Genomic DNA, 18,462 nt, shown 5'->3' on the forward strand with positions numbered 1-18,462 from the left:
ATCAGCCCTGCCCCTTTGCTCTAAATTCTTTTGGACTAATTCCGTAGGTCTTCTTGAAAATATAGCTGAAATAATGAGGGTCCTTATAACCCACTTTTTCCGCAATTACCTGAGCCTTTTCATTTGTGCTAAGAAGCATATGCTTGGCATGTTCCATTCTCCTAGAAGTCATGTACTCTACAAATGTAGTCTTATTCTCTCTAGAGAACATGGCACTAAGGTAGCTTGGAGAAATATTGACCTCCTTTGCCACCTCATTAAGACTGAGGTTGGAATCCCCATAATGCTCATCTACATATTTGATAGCTGCTGCAAGCTGTGATTTAGACTGCTTGCCTACTAAATTTTTACGCTTAGAAATAGCCACTTCAAACATCTTCTCTACCAGTTCCATAACAGTCTGGCAGTTGACATTCTCAATTGCTCTTCTTGTATCATCTTCCAATGCCTCATTTGGGTCAATTGATAATTTTCTTAAATAATCGCAGACACACATATACATTGTCATGGCAAAATATTTGCAAAACATTGTGGAATTTAGGGCATTTTTTGTCTGCTTGCTTATAAGATTGCTTAAGAAACCTTGGATTTCTGATTCCTCTGCATTCTCCAGAAATAGCGATACCAAACGCTGGTCGATTGAAGCCTCAGCATTATCCTCACTATTTTTTATAGCCTCTATATCATCATCTGTAAAAATGTGACCTGCCGGGTTCATATATCTACAGCTAAGTCGCTTATTGGCAACCTGACATCCTTTGGCAAACTCTGAGAAGCGTGTGAGAATTCCACTTTCTGCCAAATACCAATTAATCTCGTCCTCGTATACCATGCAGCGGCGCTTAATATTTTCAATTAAATTCGAAGTGTGAGATTCTATTGTTGATTCGTCGCCCTTAACTATGATGGCATAGGTATCCATACTCCAATGGAAAACTATATACTCTGGGCAACACTTTAGATATTGCATCAGCTGCTCTGAAAGACGAGCCATCTGCTTAGAATATGCAGGAGCAGCTGCCACTCCTGTCATAGGGGTAAAATCAAGAAGTACAAGATTGTAATGAGTCGCATCAAGAGAAAGCCCCAGCTCCTCGGAACGTTCGTAAACCTCCAAAACAGACATGGTGCCATTTACCAATTGATTAAAAAATTTTACCCTGGCGAATTGCTCGTACTCTTGAGACTCTTCTTTGAATTGCTCTAGATAATTATTTTTTTCATTTTCCTTATCCAGTTTTATCTTGACCTCGGACATAACATCCCCAAGCTTGTCCTTGGTAATTGGCTTAAGGATATAGTTATCCACGCCAATATTAATCGCTTCCTGGGCATAAGAAAAATCATCAAAACCACTTATGATAATAATACGTGTATCAGGAAGCTCTTTTCTAATCATTTTGGACAAAGCTATACCATCCATAAATGGCATCCTGATATCTGTAATAAGTACGTCCGGCTTAGTTTGTCTAATAAGTGGTAACGCCATCTCTCCATCTGCGGCATCCCCAACGTAGGCAAATCCCGCCTGTTCCCATGGAAAACTAGCTTTTAACCCGTCGCGGATAACAATTTCATCCTCGACTAAAAATACACTATACATTATTCCCCAAAATTCCTTTATATAACCTTACTGCTCCTTCGATTTCAAAAACTCTGAAATCATCTTGTAGAGAGCCTCTGCTGTGGCTTCAACTCCCATAAGTGAACTATTCACGCAAAAATCATATCCTCTACTATCGCCCCACTTCATCTTTGAATAGTAATTGTGATATGCCTTACGCTTTTTATCGTGTCTAAACATCTTGGCCTTGGCCTCTAGCTTGTTAAGCTTGTAAAGACGACATATACGCTCTGTCTTGGCCTCCTCATCACCTCTTACAAATATAGAGATAAGGGCTGGATTGTCTCGAAGAACATTCTCCGCGCATCTGCCTACAACCACAAAACTCTCTCCACTGGCTGCCTTGTTACGAATAAAATCAAACTGTAACTGGGCGATGGTGTCTTGAATAGATGATGAATGACCTCTAACGGTGCGATGCAGCCCCTGATGCTTCATCTCTTCGTGCTTGTGGAGCTCCTCAGAATCGATACCATTTTTCTCGGCCATCTGATCCAGCATATTTCTGTCGTACATAGGAATATCGAATTTCTCCGATAAGATGCTGGCAATCTCATGACCACCACTGCCATATTCTCTACCTACTGAAATGATAAACTGCCCCATATGCTCCCCTCCTCCAGTATTTTCTACTTTTATTTTATATGATTAATTCTCAGAAGTCGAGTCATGTCTTTGAGTTTACTTAATAAAACGAAAAAGTCTCTCAAGGGCTACAGACCCAAGAGAGACTATCATTTTAAAGATATCTAATATAAATACTAATCATAGATACTACAAGCACGATAATCGTACCTGGAACAAGTTCCTTACAGTATGTGGCCCAGCTAATTGGGTAACCTTCTTTACCTGCTGTAGAAATACCTACTACGTTGGCGCTGGCGCCGATTGGAGTCATACTGCCACCGATGTCTGTTCCGATAGCAAGTGTCCATGCCATAGTTGAAAGATCTACGCCTGTAGTAGCAGCAAGTGTACGAATAACAGGAATCATAGTAGCTGAGAATGGAATGTTATCAATAAATGCTGAAGCGATAGCACTTACCCAAAGGATAATAGCAATCATAACGAATGCATTACCACCTGAAACCTTGGCAATAAACTCAGCGATTATCTCAAGAATACCTGTCTGCTCCAAACCGCCTACTACAATAAAAAGTCCTATAAAGAACAATAATGTAGGATAATCAACTCTCTTTAAAAGTGTGATTGCCTTGCGGCCTGCAGTAATAAGTGTAATAGCAGCAATGAAAACACCTATGAATGCTACTGTAAGGCCTGTCATAGCGTGTGTAACCAAAAGTGCAACTGCAATAAGGAAAATAACGGTACTTGTCAAAAATTCTTTCATGTTGTCGATTCGAATCTCTACATCAATTGTAGATGGATCCACCTTATCTGCAGGGTCCTGAAGTCTATTTCTCATTGTAAAGTAGAAATAAATAATAATAATCACAAGAGAAACAGCTCCGATTGCACCTGTGTTAAGTACAAAATCTGAGAATGAATACCCTAGAGAAGTACCAATGATAATGTTTGGTGGATCGCCACACATAGTTGCGCTTCCACCTAAGTTGGCACAGAAAATCTCTGCCATAATAACCGGTATCGGATTAAATTTAAGTGTTCTTGCAAGTCTGATAGTAACTGCTGCAAGGAATAAAATAACTGTAATGGAATCAATGAACATAGCAAGAACAGATGACAAAACCATAAATGCCACAAAAATTCTCACTGGCTCGTAATGAGCAAGCTTTGCTATCTTCAAACAGAGCCAATCAAAGAATCCGGCTTCTGCCATTCCTTCAACCATTATCATCATGCCCCAGAGGAAAATAATGGTAGCCCAGTTGACACCTGAAGTCTGTTCGGATGCCTCTTCGGCTGCATACCAAAAATCCCTCTTAAAAATACCGCCTACAGCAATAGTATCAACAAATGCTTTTACGCTGCGCATACCTACTCCAAATACAAATATACTAGTAAGCGCGCCACAGCCAAGGGTTACATAATGCTTTGGAAATCTATCCCATACGATAAATCCAAACATTGTCACGAAAATTACAACTGCAAATATTTCCGCCAGCATAAAAAACTCCCTCCGTATACAATAATTAACTGCTTACTATTGTATACGAGGGAGAACAATTTTAAAACCAACAATTTATAAATAATGTCTCAAATTTTTACATGTTCCATTAATTTCTTCATTGCTGCTGAATCTTTTATTGCTGACAGTATATGAATTACTGCCTGTTGCAATTCTCCAAGAGCAAAATATGCGCCTCTATCTATACCGAAATATGTTATAGTCTTTGTACCATCCATCTCAGTCTCTATTTTGCAAAGACCTTCCTTTTCGGCTTTCAGAGCTTTTTCACTGATTTCTATATCAGCAGGCACCTTTGCCACCACTTTGTCTTTGCCATCTTTATCCAGCATGAATGAGCCCCAATTTTCATAACGAATCATTGGAATATCATACAAATACGCTGTCTCCACAACTGAAACATAGCCATCCTCTTCAAATGTTGGCGCCGTCTCCATCATGGACTCAAGGATTTTATCTGGATTATATCCTGGCATAATCAAATCACATCCTGCATGTAAATCATATGATTTTTCAGTATCACTGCCCCAATCAGACATAACAAATCCCTTAAATCCCCAGTCATTTCTAATGATATCTGTATTGAGTCCACGCTGTGAACAAGCAGGTTCACCGTTTATGCTATTAGTGCTACTAAGCACACCTGCCGGCTGACCTGTAAATTGGCACACAGAAAATGATCTAAGATATATCTCACCAAATGCTCTAGAGGAAACATTTATATTAACATCTCTTCTAAAGTTTTCCTGATTAATGGTAGGAAGATTCTTGATAATCACATTGCGACCTTCATACCTTTTCACACCCATTATAAAGCCAGCGCCCATAATTCCAGATAAACTAGGATCCTCAGAGTATAGTTCGTATGCTATACACTTCATTGGGTTTCTGACAATATTAAGTGATGGTGCCAAACAATAGTCAATACCGTAGTGCTCCATCTCTCTGCCATAGGCTCTTCCCATTCTAACCATTGCTCCCATATCCCAAGTCTGGGCCATGTTCATAGGCGATGGATAGCATGTGCAATACACACCCTTAAGATGAAGTCCTGATGGTCCATCAGCTATTGTCACCCCAGGAATTCCAAGAGTGGTTGCAAACTGGGATGTGGTCCTAGCTGCCACTTCAAGCTTGTTTCTATCAAATCTAAAATCAAATCCAAATCGATTTTCATTTTGAAGCTTTGACTCATTTAATTCTCCAGAGACAATTCTTGCCAAAATCTCTGGGGAAAGGGATGAGACAAATTCTTCCATTGTAATCTTTTCTTTTATTACGTCAAAAAATGTTGTAGTTCCACATGGCTTTACATACTCGATTTTCTCCTCTGCTCTAAAAGGAATCTCGTATGGATTGCTATTTACATAGGATACGTAATTGCTGCCCTCTGGCACAAGTGTGGTAAAACTCTTAGTTGGAACGACCACTTTATTCTCAGAATTAAAATCATCTCCAGAAAGTGACGTTGAAAAAATGTATCCTGTCTTCTCCAATGTCCTTGGTGGTGGAGTCAAAAATTCCAAATTCTTCTTAGGGGAAATAACTTCTGTTACGCGCTTGAAAACAGTTCGCTTGTCCAAAACTAGCTTTGCGCAAAGATTTGTATTTCTTGAGTTATCTCCTATTCTAAAAAGATAGTCTCCCTTCTCCATAATCCACTGACTATTTTCTTCATCAAAAGAGCATAACTGCATGATAGGTATTTTCATGGTTATCTCCTCTGATTCACCAGGCTTCAGCTTACCAGTCTTTCCAAAACCTACTAGAATCTGATATGGCTTATCAAGCTTGTCCTCAGGCTGAGAACAGTATACCTGCACAACCTGTCTGCCAGATACATCTCCTGTGTTGGTTACCTTTACTCGGATTACTACTCCGCCCATCCAACTCGCCTCAAAATATCTGGCATCAATTCTAAAATTGGTATAGCTCAAACCATATCCAAATGGATAAAGTGGTGCCACATCAAAGGCATCAAAATAACGGTATCCCACATAGATACCTTCTTTGTAATCGATTTCTTTAGATGTGTCTTTGCGTTTGGTTGCATTGTAGCAAGTTGAGTAATCCTTGTACTTCTTAGCCCAAGTAGATGTAAGGCGACCGCTAGGATTTACAATTCCTGTAAGCACATCTGCAAGAGAATTGCCTGCTTCCATTCCAGGAATTCCCATGAGAATTATCGCCTTTACGTTTTTCATCCTTGCCACTGAACTCAATTCAATCATGCCAGAATTGAGTACGAGAATAACATTTTTGAAGGAACCAGAAATGAGCTTTATATTCTCATGTTCCTCCTCTGTTAGCTGATATTCAAGGCTGCCTATATCTTCGTAAGTAGCCTGTCTACGGATAACGTAAATACAAGTGTCAGTACCTAGAATTGCCTCTGCCATATCTGCAACAGAAATAGGTACTTCCTCTACATAAGCTCTGCGTCCAGAAAAAAGCTTGTCCTCAGCTTGATTCTTGAGAACTTTCTCCTCCTGCTTCAATGACTTTTCCATTTTCTCAAGCCAAGAATCAGTGGTGAAGGTAAATCCATTTTCCAGAAGCCCCTCTTTAATGCTTACGTTTTTATCCGTATATACGTAATTGTAATAAATACCACAGCATACAGTATCTACTGCGCCCGCGCCAAAAAGAGCAATCTTTCCTCTATTGATAGGAAGAAGATCGCTGTTCTTAAGTAATACCATGCTGTCTGCGCCAAGCTGTCGCACCAAATTCTTCTGTTCTGGGAATTGCATTTTCCCCGCTTTGAAAAAGACTCCCCTTAACTGCCTAAAGTTCATTATGATGCTCCCTTTTGTGATATTCCACCAAATAAAAAGTATATCCTTTTTATTAGTTAGTAGATATGATAACATTTATTTATTTAAAATATGTGTAATTAATATGAATAGTACAAAAGAAGGGTAAAAAAAGACAAAAATGTTTAGAGAAATGTTAAGTAGGGATGCATCTATGTCTTTCGAGGTGTTTCCTCCTAAAAAAAATGATGAGTTTGATAATTGCTACAACGTTCTAGATTCGCTTGCAAAGCTTAACCCAGATTTCATCAGTGTTACTTACGGTGCAGGTGGAAGCCGTTCGAAAAAGACAGTTGAGATTGCTTCTTATATTCAAAATACTTTAAAGATTGACGCTATGGCCCACATGACTTGTGTAGGCTCATCAGAGGATGACATTCTTGAAGTTACAAAAGATTTAGAGGCAAGTGGAGTTTCTCATGTACTGGCTCTCAGAGGTGACAAGCCAAGAGATATGTCGGATGAGCAGTTTGCTAAGAGAATTTTCCCACATGCCACTGATTTGATTCGATTTTTAAATACTAATACCAATTTAGATGTTTCGGCAGCATGCTATCCAGAAAAGCATCCTGAGGCTATGTCTATTGACTCAGATTTGGCTTTCATGAAAATGAAGCAGGATATGGGCGCAAAAATGTTCATTTCTCAGCTTTTCTTCGACAACGCTGACTTCTATCGTTTTGTTGAGCGTGCCGACAAAGCTGAAATTCACGTGCCAATAGTAGCCGGTATCATGCCTATCACATCAGCAAAGCAAATTGGTTCCACTGTTACTCTTGCAGGTTCTTCTGTTCCTAAAAAGCTTGCCGATATATGTGCAAAATACGGCGACTTCCCAGAAGACATGAGGAAGGCCGGTATCGAATATGCAATTGACCAGATTAGAGACCTACGTAAATGCGGTATGGGTCACATACATCTCTATTGCATGAACAAGCCAAAGATGACTGAAATCATTTGCAAATCTATATAGTTTACTATAGAAAAAGCGCTTGACCATTCTATTGGTCAGGCGCATATTTTATGCAATGCTTTCTTCATTAAAGAATGACATTTCTTTCTCAAGAATCTTTGAAATATCATTTAAGTTGCTAGCCTTCTCAGACAACTGACTCACTGTCTCTGAAAGCTCAATCATAGAAGCTCTTGTCTCCTCTGTACTTGCTGCATTCTCCTGCGAAATAGCTGAAAGAGAATTGATTGTATCTGCAAATACCTTTGTTGCATGATCTGATATTGAAACACTCTCTGCAATCTTATTTGTAACAGTAAGTGATTCATCTATTTTAACTATCATCTCGTTTACTAAATCAATAGTCTTACTGATTACATCACCCTGTTTAGCTACAGAATCCTGAACACTTCCTGCGTTCTCCATAGTTGCCTCAGAATCATTTGAAAGAATAGACATAGTCTCCTGGATATTCTTTGCAGCTGCTGCAGATTTATCTGCCAAATCACGAATTTCATTAGCTACAACTGCAAATCCTCTACCATATTCACCAGCTCTTGCTGCTTCAATACTTGCATTTAATGAGAGGAGGTTTGTCTGGGCTGCAATTGAATCAATTACCTCTACAGCCTCACTAATAGAGCCAACAGCCTGATTTGTCTTTGCTATCTTTTGTACGATTTCATCAATTGCTTCAATGGCCTCCTCAGTGGATGTCTGAAGCTCCTGCAATGCTGCTGAGCTTGTCTGTGAGCTATTCTGCATTGACTCTGCTATATCATTCATATGGTTGGTGTTATCAGTTATAAGCTGAATAGCATCATTAATCTCTTCCACGCTAGTTACAGCCTCCTGAAGGGACTCAGCCTGGCTAGTAGCTCCATTTGCCACATGATCAACAGCACTTGATACATTGTCAGCTGTGATTGAAATATTCTCTGCTGTCTGAGATAAGTACTCTGCTGATACATCAAGCTCACTAGAAGAACTTCTAGCATTACCGATTACTGACTGAAGCTTCTCAGAAAGATTATTAACAGAACGTGCCATAAGACCAAGCTCGTCTGGTCTATTAACAACTTTCTTTGGAATATTAATATCAAGATTTCCTGTAGAAAGCTTATTAACTGCTTCCACATTTATTTTGATAGCCTTTGCAATTTTAAGTGCTGCAAAAATCGAAATGCTAATTAATATAGCCATTACAGAAAGGGAAACTATGACCATAGCACGAGTCTTTACTCCTACGTATTCCCAAATATCTGACTTCTTAAGACCTACAAATGCCATTCCAACAATCTTTGTATTATGAACAAGTGGCTCATAGTGAACATAGTATAATTCACCACCTATATCTACATTGCTAGCGCTATAGCTCTCACCATTTTTAAGAACAGCCTCAACCACCTCATCAGATACCTTTGTTCCAACTATCTCGTCTATTGAAGAACGTTCTCTTGTATCATCGAGAATTAATGAGTAGTCATAGCCTGAATCCTTGTGTAACTGAAATTCTAGACTATGCATTTCTACAGACTCATCAAATGTAGTCAATTCCAAAATAGTGACATAAGTGTTACAAGAAGCCTCAATACCTCTCATAGCCTCATGCTCCATTCCGTCTCGCAAATTATATAAGCTATATAATAAATTGATTACCCCTAAAAGTGAAAGCATGATAAGAACCATGCCTATAAGGGCCTTTTTTATTGAAAATTTGACCTTCATAATATACTCATTCCTTCTATTCTATTTTTTAACTAGGAAAATATACACAATTTTTATAGGTTTGAAAATAGTAAATGTGCACAAATGTTACTCGTGATTTAATTTCTGCCGTGCAACATTTATCTATAACATTATTCTCGCTGATTTTTCACACTTGGATTTACTTGATTAAAAATCTCAAGCAATAAAAATTGTTATGTGTTACAATAAAAAAAGCATTGATTTTATAGGATTGAGGGAAATTATGGACGGTAAAAAAATTGAACAGGAAATCCTTGAGATTACCGAAGAACTGATTAAAGATTACAAATCAGACAGAGCTATTGATAAGATGGACACTTATCATCAGCCAAATAAGGATAGCATTATTGATATCACAAAAAAGCTCCTTAGAATTGTTTACCCTGGTTACTACAGAGATCACGTCTACAAAGTATATAATGTAGAGACCAATCTAAACACTCTAATGGAAGATGTTGTCTACAACCTTAACAAGCAGATATCTCTTATACTTTGCTATCGTCCTGATTTTGATGGATGCTGCGAGGAGATATGCACCACAAAAGCTGAGGAGCTATCTCTTGCATTTCTAAAGCGTATTCCAAAGGTACGTGCTCTTTTAGATACTGACCTTGCTGCTGCTTTCGATGGAGACCCAGCTGCTACATCAATCGATGAAATAGTATTTGCCTATCCTGGAATACTTGCAATCACCATTTATCGATTAGCTCATGAGCTCTATTTACTTGGAGTACCTATCATTCCACGTATCATGACAGAGTATGCTCATTCTAATACAGGTATTGATATTCATCCTGGTGCAACAATCGGCGAGTACTTCTTTATTGATCATGGAACTGGTATCGTAGTTGGTGAGACTACTGTCATTGGAAAAAATGTTAAGATTTATCAGGGTGTTACATTAGGTGCCCTTTCCACTAGAGGTGGTCAGAATTTACGTGGGGTTCGCCGCCATCCTACTATCGAGGACAATGTTACTATCTACTCTAATGCATCAGTCCTAGGTGGTGACACAGTCATCGGACATGACTCTATTATCGGTGGTTCTACATTTATCACAGAGTCTGTTCCACCAGAATCTAGAATCTATTACGACGTAAAATAATTTTCAAAATCAAGGAGTTGCTTAATTGCAACTCCTTTTTTGGTATAAAAAATCCCTTCCGGACAATTAATCCAGAAGGGATTTGAGCTATATATAAATTATTGGGAAGGCTTTAATAATCTAGTTATTTCTCATCATCTTTCTTTGTAACAACCGCTACATCAGCGCCGTTGATGTTAACATTCTTGTTAACCTTAGCGTCGTATGTATTAGCCTTCATGATTTCAGCAAGGTCTACGCCTGTAGCCTCTGACATTGTATCGAATACCTGCTTTAATACTACTGGCATGTTGCCAGAGATCTTTGCAGCGCCACCTTCTGAACCATCACCAGACTCGTAGATATTAATCTTGTCAATTGCTGCAAGTGGCTTAGCAATCTCAGCTGCGATTTCAGGCATAACCTTAATCATCATCTCAGCCATAGCAGCGCCGTTGTACTTGCGATAAGCCTCTGCCTTCTTCTCCATTGCCTCAGCCTCAGCAAGACCCTTTGCCTTGATAGCCTCAGCTTCTGCCTTACCTTTTGCTGCGATACCAGCTGCCTCAGCATCGTACTTAGCCTTGATACCAGCTGCTTCCTGCTCTGCTGCGAACTTCTGAGCCTCAGCCTGTGCCTTTCTAGCGTCAGCCTCGCGCTCCTGCTCGTACTTAGCAGCCTCAGCCTTCTTCTGTCTCTGAACTAACTCTGCCTCAGCCTTTTTCTCTGCCTGATACTTCTCAGCATCTGCCTGCTTCTCAATCTGAGCTGCAAGTTCCTGCTGCTTAACGATAACTTCTTTCTGCTTGAGTTCTGCCTCACGCTCAGCCTTAGCAATCTGTGCATTTACAGTAGCAGTCTCAATTGACTTCTGCTGTTCCTGCTGCTGGATTGAGTATGCTGCATCGGCAACAGCGTTTGCTGTATCAGCCTGCTGCTTTAACTCTGCCTGCTTGATAGCAAGTGCATTGTTCTTCTCAGCGATTTCTGTCTGTGCTGTAACTCTTGCATCATTTGCTGCCTTGTCAGCCTCAGCCTGTGCAATAGCTACGTCTCTATCTGCCTGTGCCTTGGCAATAGCTGCATCCTTTTTAATCTTAGCAGTGTTGTCCATACCAAGGTCATTAATAAGACCATTTTCATCAGTTACATTCTGGATATTGCATGAAAGAATCTCGATACCCAGCTTGTTCATATCCTTTGAAGCCTTCTCCATAACCTGATCTGAGAATGAATCTCTATCAGTGTTGATAGTCTTCAAAGAAAGTGTACCAATGATTTCACGCATATTACCCTGAAGAGAATCCTGTAAATCCTGAGTAATCTGATCTGGGTTTTTATTAAGGAAGTTCTTTGCTGCAAGCTGGATTGAAGAGGCATCTGTACCAATTCTTACCTTTGCAACAGCATCTACATTAACGTTGATAAAGTCATTTGTAGGAACTGACTGCTCTGTCTTGATATCAACTGTCATCTGACCAAGATAAAGCTTATCTACTCGCTCGAAGAATGGAATCTTAACTCCAGCGCGTCCTACTAAAATACGAGGGTTCTTTCTAAGACCCGAAATGATGTAAGCTCTATCTGGTGGAGCTTTCACGTAACCAGCCGCAACTACCAATACGATTAATAAGATAATGGCAATTAAAGCAATTAATCCTGTTTCCATAACATATATCCTCTCTTTCGAAAAAAAAATAACTGTCCGAATAAAATTCCGAACAGTTATTTTATATCACATCCTAAGTAGTAAGTAAATACTTTTGTGCAAAATATTTTAAATTATTTTGTACCAAAAATTCTGTCGCCGGCATCTCCAAGACCTGGGCAGATGTAAGCATCAGAATTAAGCTCTCTATCGATGTGTCCAATGTAAATCTGAACATCAGGATGAGCCTCATGAAGAGCTCTAACTCCCTCTGGTGCGCCGATGATAGCCATAAACTTAATGCGCTTGCCGCCGTGCTGCTTAATAAGGTCGATAGCATCGATAGCTGAACCACCTGTTGCAAGCATAGGATCTGTTACAACGATAAGTCTCTCTTCGATTGGGCTAGGAAGCTTGCAGTAGTACTCGTGTGGCTCATGAGTCTCCTCGTCACGATACATACCTATATGACCAATCTTAGCTGTAGGTACAAGTCTCTGGATACCATTTACCATACCAAGACCTGCACGAAGAATAGGTACAATGGCCATCTTACGACCTGCGATAACTGGTGCCATGCACTTCTCAATAGGAGTCTCGCACTCGATATCAACTGTCTGTAAATCATTGAGAGCCTCAAAAGCCTCAAGCATAGCTATCTCCTCTACAAGGGCTCTAAACTCTGCTGTTCCTGTGTTCTTATCTCTGAGCATTGTAATTTTGTGTTGAAGTAGAGGGTGTGTTAACTCTACAACATTCTCAAGTTTCTCCATAAGAAACCTCCTCTAATAATATTTTCTTTTAACGGGTTGTTCGCCCATTTATAATTAAATTCCTTCTTTATCAAAGCGATATGGCTCTGGATTTCCATATTCATAATCACGTCCAGGAATAATCGCATTGAGCACAACACCTGCGATAGCAGCTATAGCAAGGCTTGTAAGAGTAATATCAGTACCTGCTACTGTAAATGTAAGTCCATCAGAAAATCCGAGGCCACATACCAAAATAACTGCTGCTATTATAAGATTTCGTGAGTGAGTAAAATCAACATGATTCTCAACCACATTTCTAATACCTATTGCACTAATCATACCATAAAGCATAAAGCTGATTCCACCTACGATGGCAGTAGGCATTGTACCAATAATATCAGCCATCTTTGGAATAAATGAAAGGACAATAGCATAACCTGCTGCAATTCTAATAACCTTTGGATCATGAACCTTTGAAAGCTCAAGGACACCTGTGTTCTCACCATAAGTTGTATTAGCAGGGCCACCAAAAAGTGCTGAAATAGATGATGCAAGACCATCGCCTATAAGTGTACGATGAAGACCTGGATCAGTAACTAAATCCTCTCCTACTGTAGCAGAAATTGCTGACATATCTCCGATATGTTCCATCATTGTAGCTATAGCAATTGGTGCCATAACGAGAATGGCCTGCACATTGAACTTGCAAAGGAAGAAATCAGGAACTCCAACCCAAGCTGCCTGCTTTACAACTGCAAAATCAAGAATTGCACTGCCATCTGCATTTGTCATTCCAATAGCATTGAAAATAATTGCAAATACATATGAGATAACTACACCCATGAGAATTGGCAAAATTCTAAACATGCCCTTGCCCCAGATGTTAAATACGATAACTACGGCAAGTGCGATAAGAGCAAGTAACCAGTTCTGAGAAGCATTTGTAATAGCTGATGGTGCAAGTGAAAGACCTATACAGATGATGATTGGTCCTGTTACAACTGGAGGTAAAAACTTCATTACCTTCTTGATACCAACAAGCTTGATGATTAAAGCAAGAATCAAATAAAGTAATCCAGCCACAACAATACCGCCACATGCATATGGAAGCTTCTCACCCATAGTCATATTCTTAAACATGCCTGTATGTAAATTAGCAACTGTGTGAAATCCTCCTAAGAATGCAAATGAGGAACCAAGAAAAGCTGGAACTTTTAATTTAGAACATAAATGGAAAAATAAAGTGCCAAGACCGGCAAAAAATAAAGTAACTTGAATTGAAAGACCTTCGCCTTCGAAGTAATTGTTAACAAGGATTGGAACTAAGATTGTGGCTCCAAACATAGCAAATAAATGCTGTAGACCAAGAATTAACATTTTTGGCACTCCGAGAACGGATGCATCTTTGATAGGTGCGTTTGTGTTCATAAATTTCCTCCCTTAAAAATATAATTTTATTTAAACTTTCAGTATTCTATCACTATATTTAGGTTTGTACAATATCTCCGATGACTTTCGTAAAAAGGATTAAAAACACTTAATAAATCAGATAAAAGCTGTCACCTTTTGAAATATTGTCAAATCTAAATACAGTAATCTACAAGTATTAATAAACAAAGGTGGAGGGGATAAAACAGATAGAAAAATTTTCTAAGGAATCTGCTATCTCTTCCTCGTTCTCCTCTGTATAAGGCAATTGGAATAACCATTGCCATGGCAAGCAATTCAATAGCGCTTGATAAAACAGCTAATGCTCCCACTCCTGCCATAAAAGCTATAATACGTGTTCTGAAATCTTCCCCATTTAATATGCTCATCAAGCATATACAGTAAATACCTGCCTCTCCATAATCAACAAATGTAAAATGCGCAATAGCCATTCCCACGCACATTATTACCATTTTAAGAGCAAGACTAGCCTCGTATTTTTCAACAAGACTATACAGATGAAGGCAAATCAATCCCAATAATAATACCCACAGTACATTGTTGTGATACCAATAGAAAAATCTGCCATAGAAAAGATAATCAAACGGTATCTCCGACAACAATGCTACTGTCAAAATCCTCACTGCATATTTCTTAATATTTCTAGTGTGGTCCACTCCCTCCACCAGAAGATAACAATATATAGGAAAAGCCATCCTTCCGATGCCTCTCAACACATGGTAGAAAATGTAATAGGAGGCATATGTGTCTGCCGACATAGAAGGCATGTTTTCAATAATCCAAGATGAAAGTGGTCCAAGAGCAAAATGATCAACAAACATAGTCAATATTGCAATTAGCTTTAGCCCCGTACCTGTAATCTCAAATCTATTGCCAATCCCTTCTTTTCTATTAATTAATAAAGTATCCATTCAATAAACTCTCTAACACAACCTCTTCCGCCATCTTTGGATGAAACGAAATCAGCTAATTCAACAACTCCCGCCGCTGCATCTGCAGGACAGCCAATAAGTCCACCAGCTGCCTTGATTGCTTTCATTACATGTAAATCATTTAAGTCATCTCCCATGTATGCGCAATCCTTTAATGACTCCCCCCGCTCTGCAAGAATTTCATTTAATTCTCCAAGCTTATCAGATATACCCTGGTGAATTTCATTAATGCCAAGCTCCTTGCAACGATTCAAAACAATATTGCTAGTACGACCTGTTATTATAACTGGAACGATTCCAGCTGGAATAGCCTGATGACAAATACCGTAGCCATCCTTTATATTGAAAGCCTTGCAAAGCTCGCCATTTTCTCCCATATATACGCAACCATCTGTAAGTGTGCCATCCACATCTAACACTAGGTATTTAATATCCTTCATTATAATAAACTCCTTTAAAACAATTTGCTCTCTTAATAAACAATTTTAATATATTTCCCCAAGATTGTGGGATTTATTTTTGTATACAATTGTTTATTAAGGTGCCACCTGCCCTTTTCCACTAAAAAAAGTGCCAAGGTTATGGCCTATGACCTTCCTTGACACTATTATTTAAAAATTACCAAAATACTAGGCCTGAGCTTTTGCTTTAGTCACCTTCTTAAGTACAAGAAGTGTTCCTATCATAAGAGCAATACCGATAACAAGGCAAACAAACCAGTTTCTAATAAATCCAGATACTATATAAGAAACAAGTGATACAGCTGCTACGGTAAATGCATATGGAAGCTGAGTGCTTACATGACTGATATGGTTACAATCAGCACCAGCAGATGCCATAATTGTTGTATCTGATATTGGTGAGCAATGGTCTCCACAAACTGCACCAGCCATACATGCTGAAATAGCAATAATCATAAGCTCGTTATTTACATCTCCGCCAAATACATTTACAACGATTGGGATTAAAATACCAAATGTTCCCCATGATGTACCTGTTGCAAATGCAAGGAAGATACCTACTAAGAATACAAGCGCTGGAAGTAGACTCATAAGTGCTCTATTGTCAGCAATATTGGCAACGATACCTCCAACATACTCTGCTGCACCAAGGGAATCTGTCATAGACTTAAGTGTCCATGCAAATGTAAGAACAAGTATTGCAGGCACCATACTCTTGAATCCCTCTGGGATTGCATTCATGCACTCATTAAAGCTAAGCACTCTTGTTATAAGGTAGAAAACAATAGTAATAATAAGTGCAACTACTGAACCATAAACAAGTCCAACTGAAGCATCTGAATTAGAGAATGCATCAATAAAGCTAGCTCCCTCAAAGAAACCGCCTGTATAAATCATGCCGATTATACAGCACACAATAAGAGAGATGATTGGAAATACAAGATGGCTAACCTTTCCTTTTTCAGAGATAGGTGGGTGAGGCTGATCCTCTGCACCTGTAAGGCTGGCAGCATCCTTTTTCTTCCTTTCCTTTAGCTGTGCTCTGTGATTGAGCTCCGCTAAATTCATAGCACCATAGTCAAACTTCATATATGTAATAGAAAACATCATTACAAGTGTAAGCAATGCGTAGAAGTTGTATGGGATGGCTCTAATAAAAAGTGAAAGTCCATTAGCTCCATCAACAAAGCCTGTAACTGCTGCTGCCCATGATGAAATAGGAGCAATGATACAGACAGGTGCTGCTGTTGCATCAATAAGATAAGCCAGCTTTTCTCTAGAAATGCCATGCTTGTCAGTAACTGGTCTCATAACTGAACCTACTGTAAGGCAGTTAAAATAATCATCGATAAAAATAAGCATACCAAGGACAATTGTAGCTACCTGTGCTCCTGCCTTTGTCTTAACGTGAGTAACGGCCCATTTACCAAATGCTGCCGAACCTCCGGCACGATTCATAAGCATAACCATACTTCCAAGAACAACAAGGAAAATAAGAATACCTACATTCCAGCTGTCTGAAAGCTGACCAATCATGCCATCAACAAAGATGTGTTGCATAGCAGCGGTTAAATTAAATCCTGCGTATAACAATCCACCTGTAAATATACCTATAAATAAAGATGAATAAACTTCCTTTGTAATAAGGGCGAGAATAATCGCGATTAATGGTGGAAGTAAAGACCAAACTGTATTAGTAAATTCCATAAGCTTTCATGTTCTCCTCTAAGATTTTCGCATGAGCTTCTTCCATTTCTGTAAGTGGTTTTCTAAGTGGTCCAGCTTCAAAGCCCATTAAATTAAGTGCCTTCTTAACAGGAATTGGATTAACTTCTGAGAAGAGGCTATCAATAAGTGGAAGTGCATCAAGCTGCATCTGAGCTGCCTTCTTGAAATCTCCGTCGAAGCAAGCCTGACAAATATCATGTGTCTGCTGTGGTGCCACATTTGACAATACAGAAATAACACCAATTCCACCAAGTGACATAATAGGAACGATCTGATCATCGTTACCAGAATAAATATCAATAACACCAGCACCTAAGTGAGCAAGCTTTGCTATCTGGCTGATATTTCCTGATGCCTCCTTGATAGCAACAATGTTTTTAACATCCTTTGCAAGCTTAACTGCAGTCTCTGGTAAAATATTGCAACCTGTACGGCTAGGTACATTGTAAAGAATACATGGGATGTTAATTGCATCTGCTGTGTCCTTGAAGTGTACATAAAGACCACCCTGTGTAGCCTTGTTGTAATATGGTGTTACAAGAAGTACAGCATCTGCACCAGCCTTCTCGGCCTCCTGTGATAAATAGATAGCTGTCTCTGTTGAATTTGAACCTGTACCTGCAATAACTGGTACTCTCTTATTTACTGTCTTGATACAATGTCTAACAACATCCAAATGCTCCTCATGAGAAAGTGTTGAAGCCTCGCCTGTTGTTCCGCAAATAACAATTGCATCTGTACTGTTCTTAATCTGATATTCAATAAGATTATCAAGCTTCTCATAATTAACTGAACCATCTGCATTAAATGGAGTTACAATTGCTACTGCTGCACCGTTAAAAATACTCATATTATCCTCCTAAGTAATAAAAAAACTGACCATACATAGATGGTCAGCTAATAAATGTCTACGATTATGATAGCTCCCCATCTATAATTAACTATAAATGACAGTCATACAGCTATTAACTATATGCCCAAGATCAAACACCTACAGGCGGTATCCTCTTTCGGCGAAATCCCCTTTCATCTCATATCACATGGGCCTGTCCCATCAATGAGATTACTAATGTCTCCCGCAACCTCTATCTCTTATTAAGTTGCCCTCATAGTACAACTTCAGTTGGCACCTGTCAACAAAAAATTGATAATAC

At 39.1% G+C, this 18,462-nt stretch carries 14 protein-coding genes and 1 riboswitch; of the genes, 2 read left to right on the plus strand and 12 right to left on the minus strand.

Annotated features, from left to right (window positions below):
* Position 1: 1 nt before the first annotated feature.
* From F0Q01_RS07140 to F0Q01_RS07155, 4 genes are all read right to left on the minus strand, one after another.
* Positions 2 to 1,603 carry a response regulator transcription factor gene (locus F0Q01_RS07140; protein ID WP_090487787.1) on the minus strand — a complete coding sequence of 534 codons (1,602 nt, stop codon included), beginning with the start codon at positions 1,601 to 1,603 and terminating at the stop codon, positions 2 to 4.
* Positions 1,604 to 1,630: 27 nt separating this feature from the next.
* Complete coding sequence (locus tag F0Q01_RS07145; protein WP_090153869.1) at positions 1,631 to 2,230, minus strand: AAA family ATPase; 600 nt, start codon at positions 2,228 to 2,230, stop codon at positions 1,631 to 1,633.
* Between the two features lie 133 nt (positions 2,231 to 2,363).
* Complete coding sequence (locus tag F0Q01_RS07150; protein ID WP_090487789.1) at positions 2,364 to 3,713, minus strand: SLC13 family permease; 1,350 nt, start codon at positions 3,711 to 3,713, stop codon at positions 2,364 to 2,366.
* Between the two features lie 89 nt (positions 3,714 to 3,802).
* Positions 3,803 to 6,487, minus strand: a complete 2,685-nt coding sequence (locus F0Q01_RS07155; RefSeq protein ID WP_163927177.1) for a glycoside hydrolase family 3 protein — start codon at positions 6,485 to 6,487, stop codon at positions 3,803 to 3,805.
* A 184-nt stretch (positions 6,488 to 6,671) separates the two neighbouring features.
* Between F0Q01_RS07155 and metF the strand changes: the two genes are divergently transcribed.
* A complete protein-coding gene (gene metF / locus F0Q01_RS07160) occupies positions 6,672 to 7,523 on the plus strand; it encodes a methylenetetrahydrofolate reductase [NAD(P)H] (RefSeq protein ID WP_090487794.1) in 852 nt (283 codons plus the stop codon).
* Positions 7,524 to 7,571: 48 nt separating this feature from the next.
* On the opposite strand, the gene F0Q01_RS07165 is transcribed toward metF, so the two are convergent.
* On the minus strand, positions 7,572 to 9,230 hold the full coding sequence (locus F0Q01_RS07165; protein WP_090487796.1) for a methyl-accepting chemotaxis protein: 1,659 nt from the start codon (positions 9,228 to 9,230) through the stop codon (positions 7,572 to 7,574).
* A 244-nt stretch (positions 9,231 to 9,474) separates the two neighbouring features.
* Between F0Q01_RS07165 and F0Q01_RS07170 the strand changes: the two genes are divergently transcribed.
* A complete protein-coding gene (locus tag F0Q01_RS07170) occupies positions 9,475 to 10,356 on the plus strand; it encodes a serine O-acetyltransferase (protein WP_090487799.1) in 882 nt (293 codons plus the stop codon).
* Between the two features lie 124 nt (positions 10,357 to 10,480).
* Here the strand turns inward: F0Q01_RS07170 and F0Q01_RS07175 are convergent, their stop codons facing one another.
* The 7 genes from F0Q01_RS07175 to dapA all read right to left on the minus strand — a co-directional run bounded on the left by F0Q01_RS07175 (position 10,481) and on the right by dapA (position 18,158).
* Positions 10,481 to 12,004 carry a flotillin family protein gene (locus F0Q01_RS07175; RefSeq protein ID WP_090153881.1) on the minus strand — a complete coding sequence of 508 codons (1,524 nt, stop codon included), beginning with the start codon at positions 12,002 to 12,004 and terminating at the stop codon, positions 10,481 to 10,483.
* Positions 12,005 to 12,117: 113 nt separating this feature from the next.
* Positions 12,118 to 12,756: a uracil phosphoribosyltransferase gene (upp, locus tag F0Q01_RS07180; protein ID WP_090153883.1), complete on the minus strand. Its 639-nt coding sequence runs from the start codon at positions 12,754 to 12,756 to the stop codon at positions 12,118 to 12,120.
* A 54-nt stretch (positions 12,757 to 12,810) separates the two neighbouring features.
* Positions 12,811 to 14,166 (minus strand): uracil-xanthine permease family protein, encoded by a 1,356-nt coding sequence (locus F0Q01_RS07185; protein WP_090487801.1) that lies wholly within the window; start codon positions 14,164 to 14,166, stop codon positions 12,811 to 12,813.
* A 155-nt stretch (positions 14,167 to 14,321) separates the two neighbouring features.
* On the minus strand, positions 14,322 to 15,098 hold the full coding sequence (locus F0Q01_RS07190; protein WP_090487803.1) for a TraX family protein: 777 nt from the start codon (positions 15,096 to 15,098) through the stop codon (positions 14,322 to 14,324).
* On the minus strand, positions 15,083 to 15,559 hold the full coding sequence (locus tag F0Q01_RS07195) for a KdsC family phosphatase (RefSeq protein ID WP_090487805.1): 477 nt from the start codon (positions 15,557 to 15,559) through the stop codon (positions 15,083 to 15,085). The genes F0Q01_RS07190 and F0Q01_RS07195 overlap by 16 nt, the downstream gene beginning before the upstream one ends.
* 189 nt (positions 15,560 to 15,748) lie before the next feature.
* Entirely contained in the window at positions 15,749 to 17,287 is a 1,539-nt protein-coding gene (locus tag F0Q01_RS07200) for a Na+/H+ antiporter NhaC family protein (protein ID WP_090487807.1), read from the minus strand.
* A complete protein-coding gene (dapA, locus tag F0Q01_RS07205) occupies positions 17,274 to 18,158 on the minus strand; it encodes a 4-hydroxy-tetrahydrodipicolinate synthase (RefSeq protein ID WP_090153893.1) in 885 nt (294 codons plus the stop codon). The genes F0Q01_RS07200 and dapA overlap by 14 nt, the downstream gene beginning before the upstream one ends.
* A 62-nt stretch (positions 18,159 to 18,220) precedes the next feature.
* Positions 18,221 to 18,404, minus strand: a riboswitch (Lysine riboswitch).
* Positions 18,405 to 18,462: the final 58 nt, after the last annotated feature.

The organism is Pseudobutyrivibrio xylanivorans, assembly GCF_010906925.1.
GTDB lineage: Bacteria > Bacillota > Clostridia > Lachnospirales > Lachnospiraceae > Pseudobutyrivibrio.

What these genes read in the sequence shown, in the direction of transcription:
- F0Q01_RS07140 (WP_090487787.1), bottom strand. Translation starts at nt 1,603, where the DNA reads ATGTATAGTGTATTTTTAGTCGAGGATGAAATTGTTATCCGCGACGGG.
- F0Q01_RS07145 (WP_090153869.1), bottom strand. Translation starts at nt 2,230, where the DNA reads ATGGGGCAGTTTATCATTTCAGTAGGTAGAGAATATGGCAGTGGTGGT.
- F0Q01_RS07150 (WP_090487789.1), bottom strand. Translation starts at nt 3,713, where the DNA reads ATGCTGGCGGAAATATTTGCAGTTGTAATTTTCGTGACAATGTTTGGA.
- F0Q01_RS07155 (WP_163927177.1), bottom strand. Translation starts at nt 6,487, where the DNA reads ATGCAATTCCCAGAACAGAAGAATTTGGTGCGACAGCTTGGCGCAGAC.
- metF (WP_090487794.1), top strand. Translation starts at nt 6,672, where the DNA reads ATGTTTAGAGAAATGTTAAGTAGGGATGCATCTATGTCTTTCGAGGTG.
- F0Q01_RS07165 (WP_090487796.1), bottom strand. Translation starts at nt 9,230, where the DNA reads ATGAAGGTCAAATTTTCAATAAAAAAGGCCCTTATAGGCATGGTTCTT.
- F0Q01_RS07170 (WP_090487799.1), top strand. Translation starts at nt 9,475, where the DNA reads ATGGACGGTAAAAAAATTGAACAGGAAATCCTTGAGATTACCGAAGAA.
- F0Q01_RS07175 (WP_090153881.1), bottom strand. Translation starts at nt 12,004, where the DNA reads ATGGAAACAGGATTAATTGCTTTAATTGCCATTATCTTATTAATCGTA.
- upp (WP_090153883.1), bottom strand. Translation starts at nt 12,756, where the DNA reads ATGGAGAAACTTGAGAATGTTGTAGAGTTAACACACCCTCTACTTCAA.
- F0Q01_RS07185 (WP_090487801.1), bottom strand. Translation starts at nt 14,166, where the DNA reads ATGAACACAAACGCACCTATCAAAGATGCATCCGTTCTCGGAGTGCCA.
- F0Q01_RS07190 (WP_090487803.1), bottom strand. Translation starts at nt 15,098, where the DNA reads ATGGATACTTTATTAATTAATAGAAAAGAAGGGATTGGCAATAGATTT.
- F0Q01_RS07195 (WP_090487805.1), bottom strand. Translation starts at nt 15,559, where the DNA reads ATGAAGGATATTAAATACCTAGTGTTAGATGTGGATGGCACACTTACA.
- F0Q01_RS07200 (WP_090487807.1), bottom strand. Translation starts at nt 17,287, where the DNA reads ATGGAATTTACTAATACAGTTTGGTCTTTACTTCCACCATTAATCGCG.
- dapA (WP_090153893.1), bottom strand. Translation starts at nt 18,158, where the DNA reads ATGAGTATTTTTAACGGTGCAGCAGTAGCAATTGTAACTCCATTTAAT.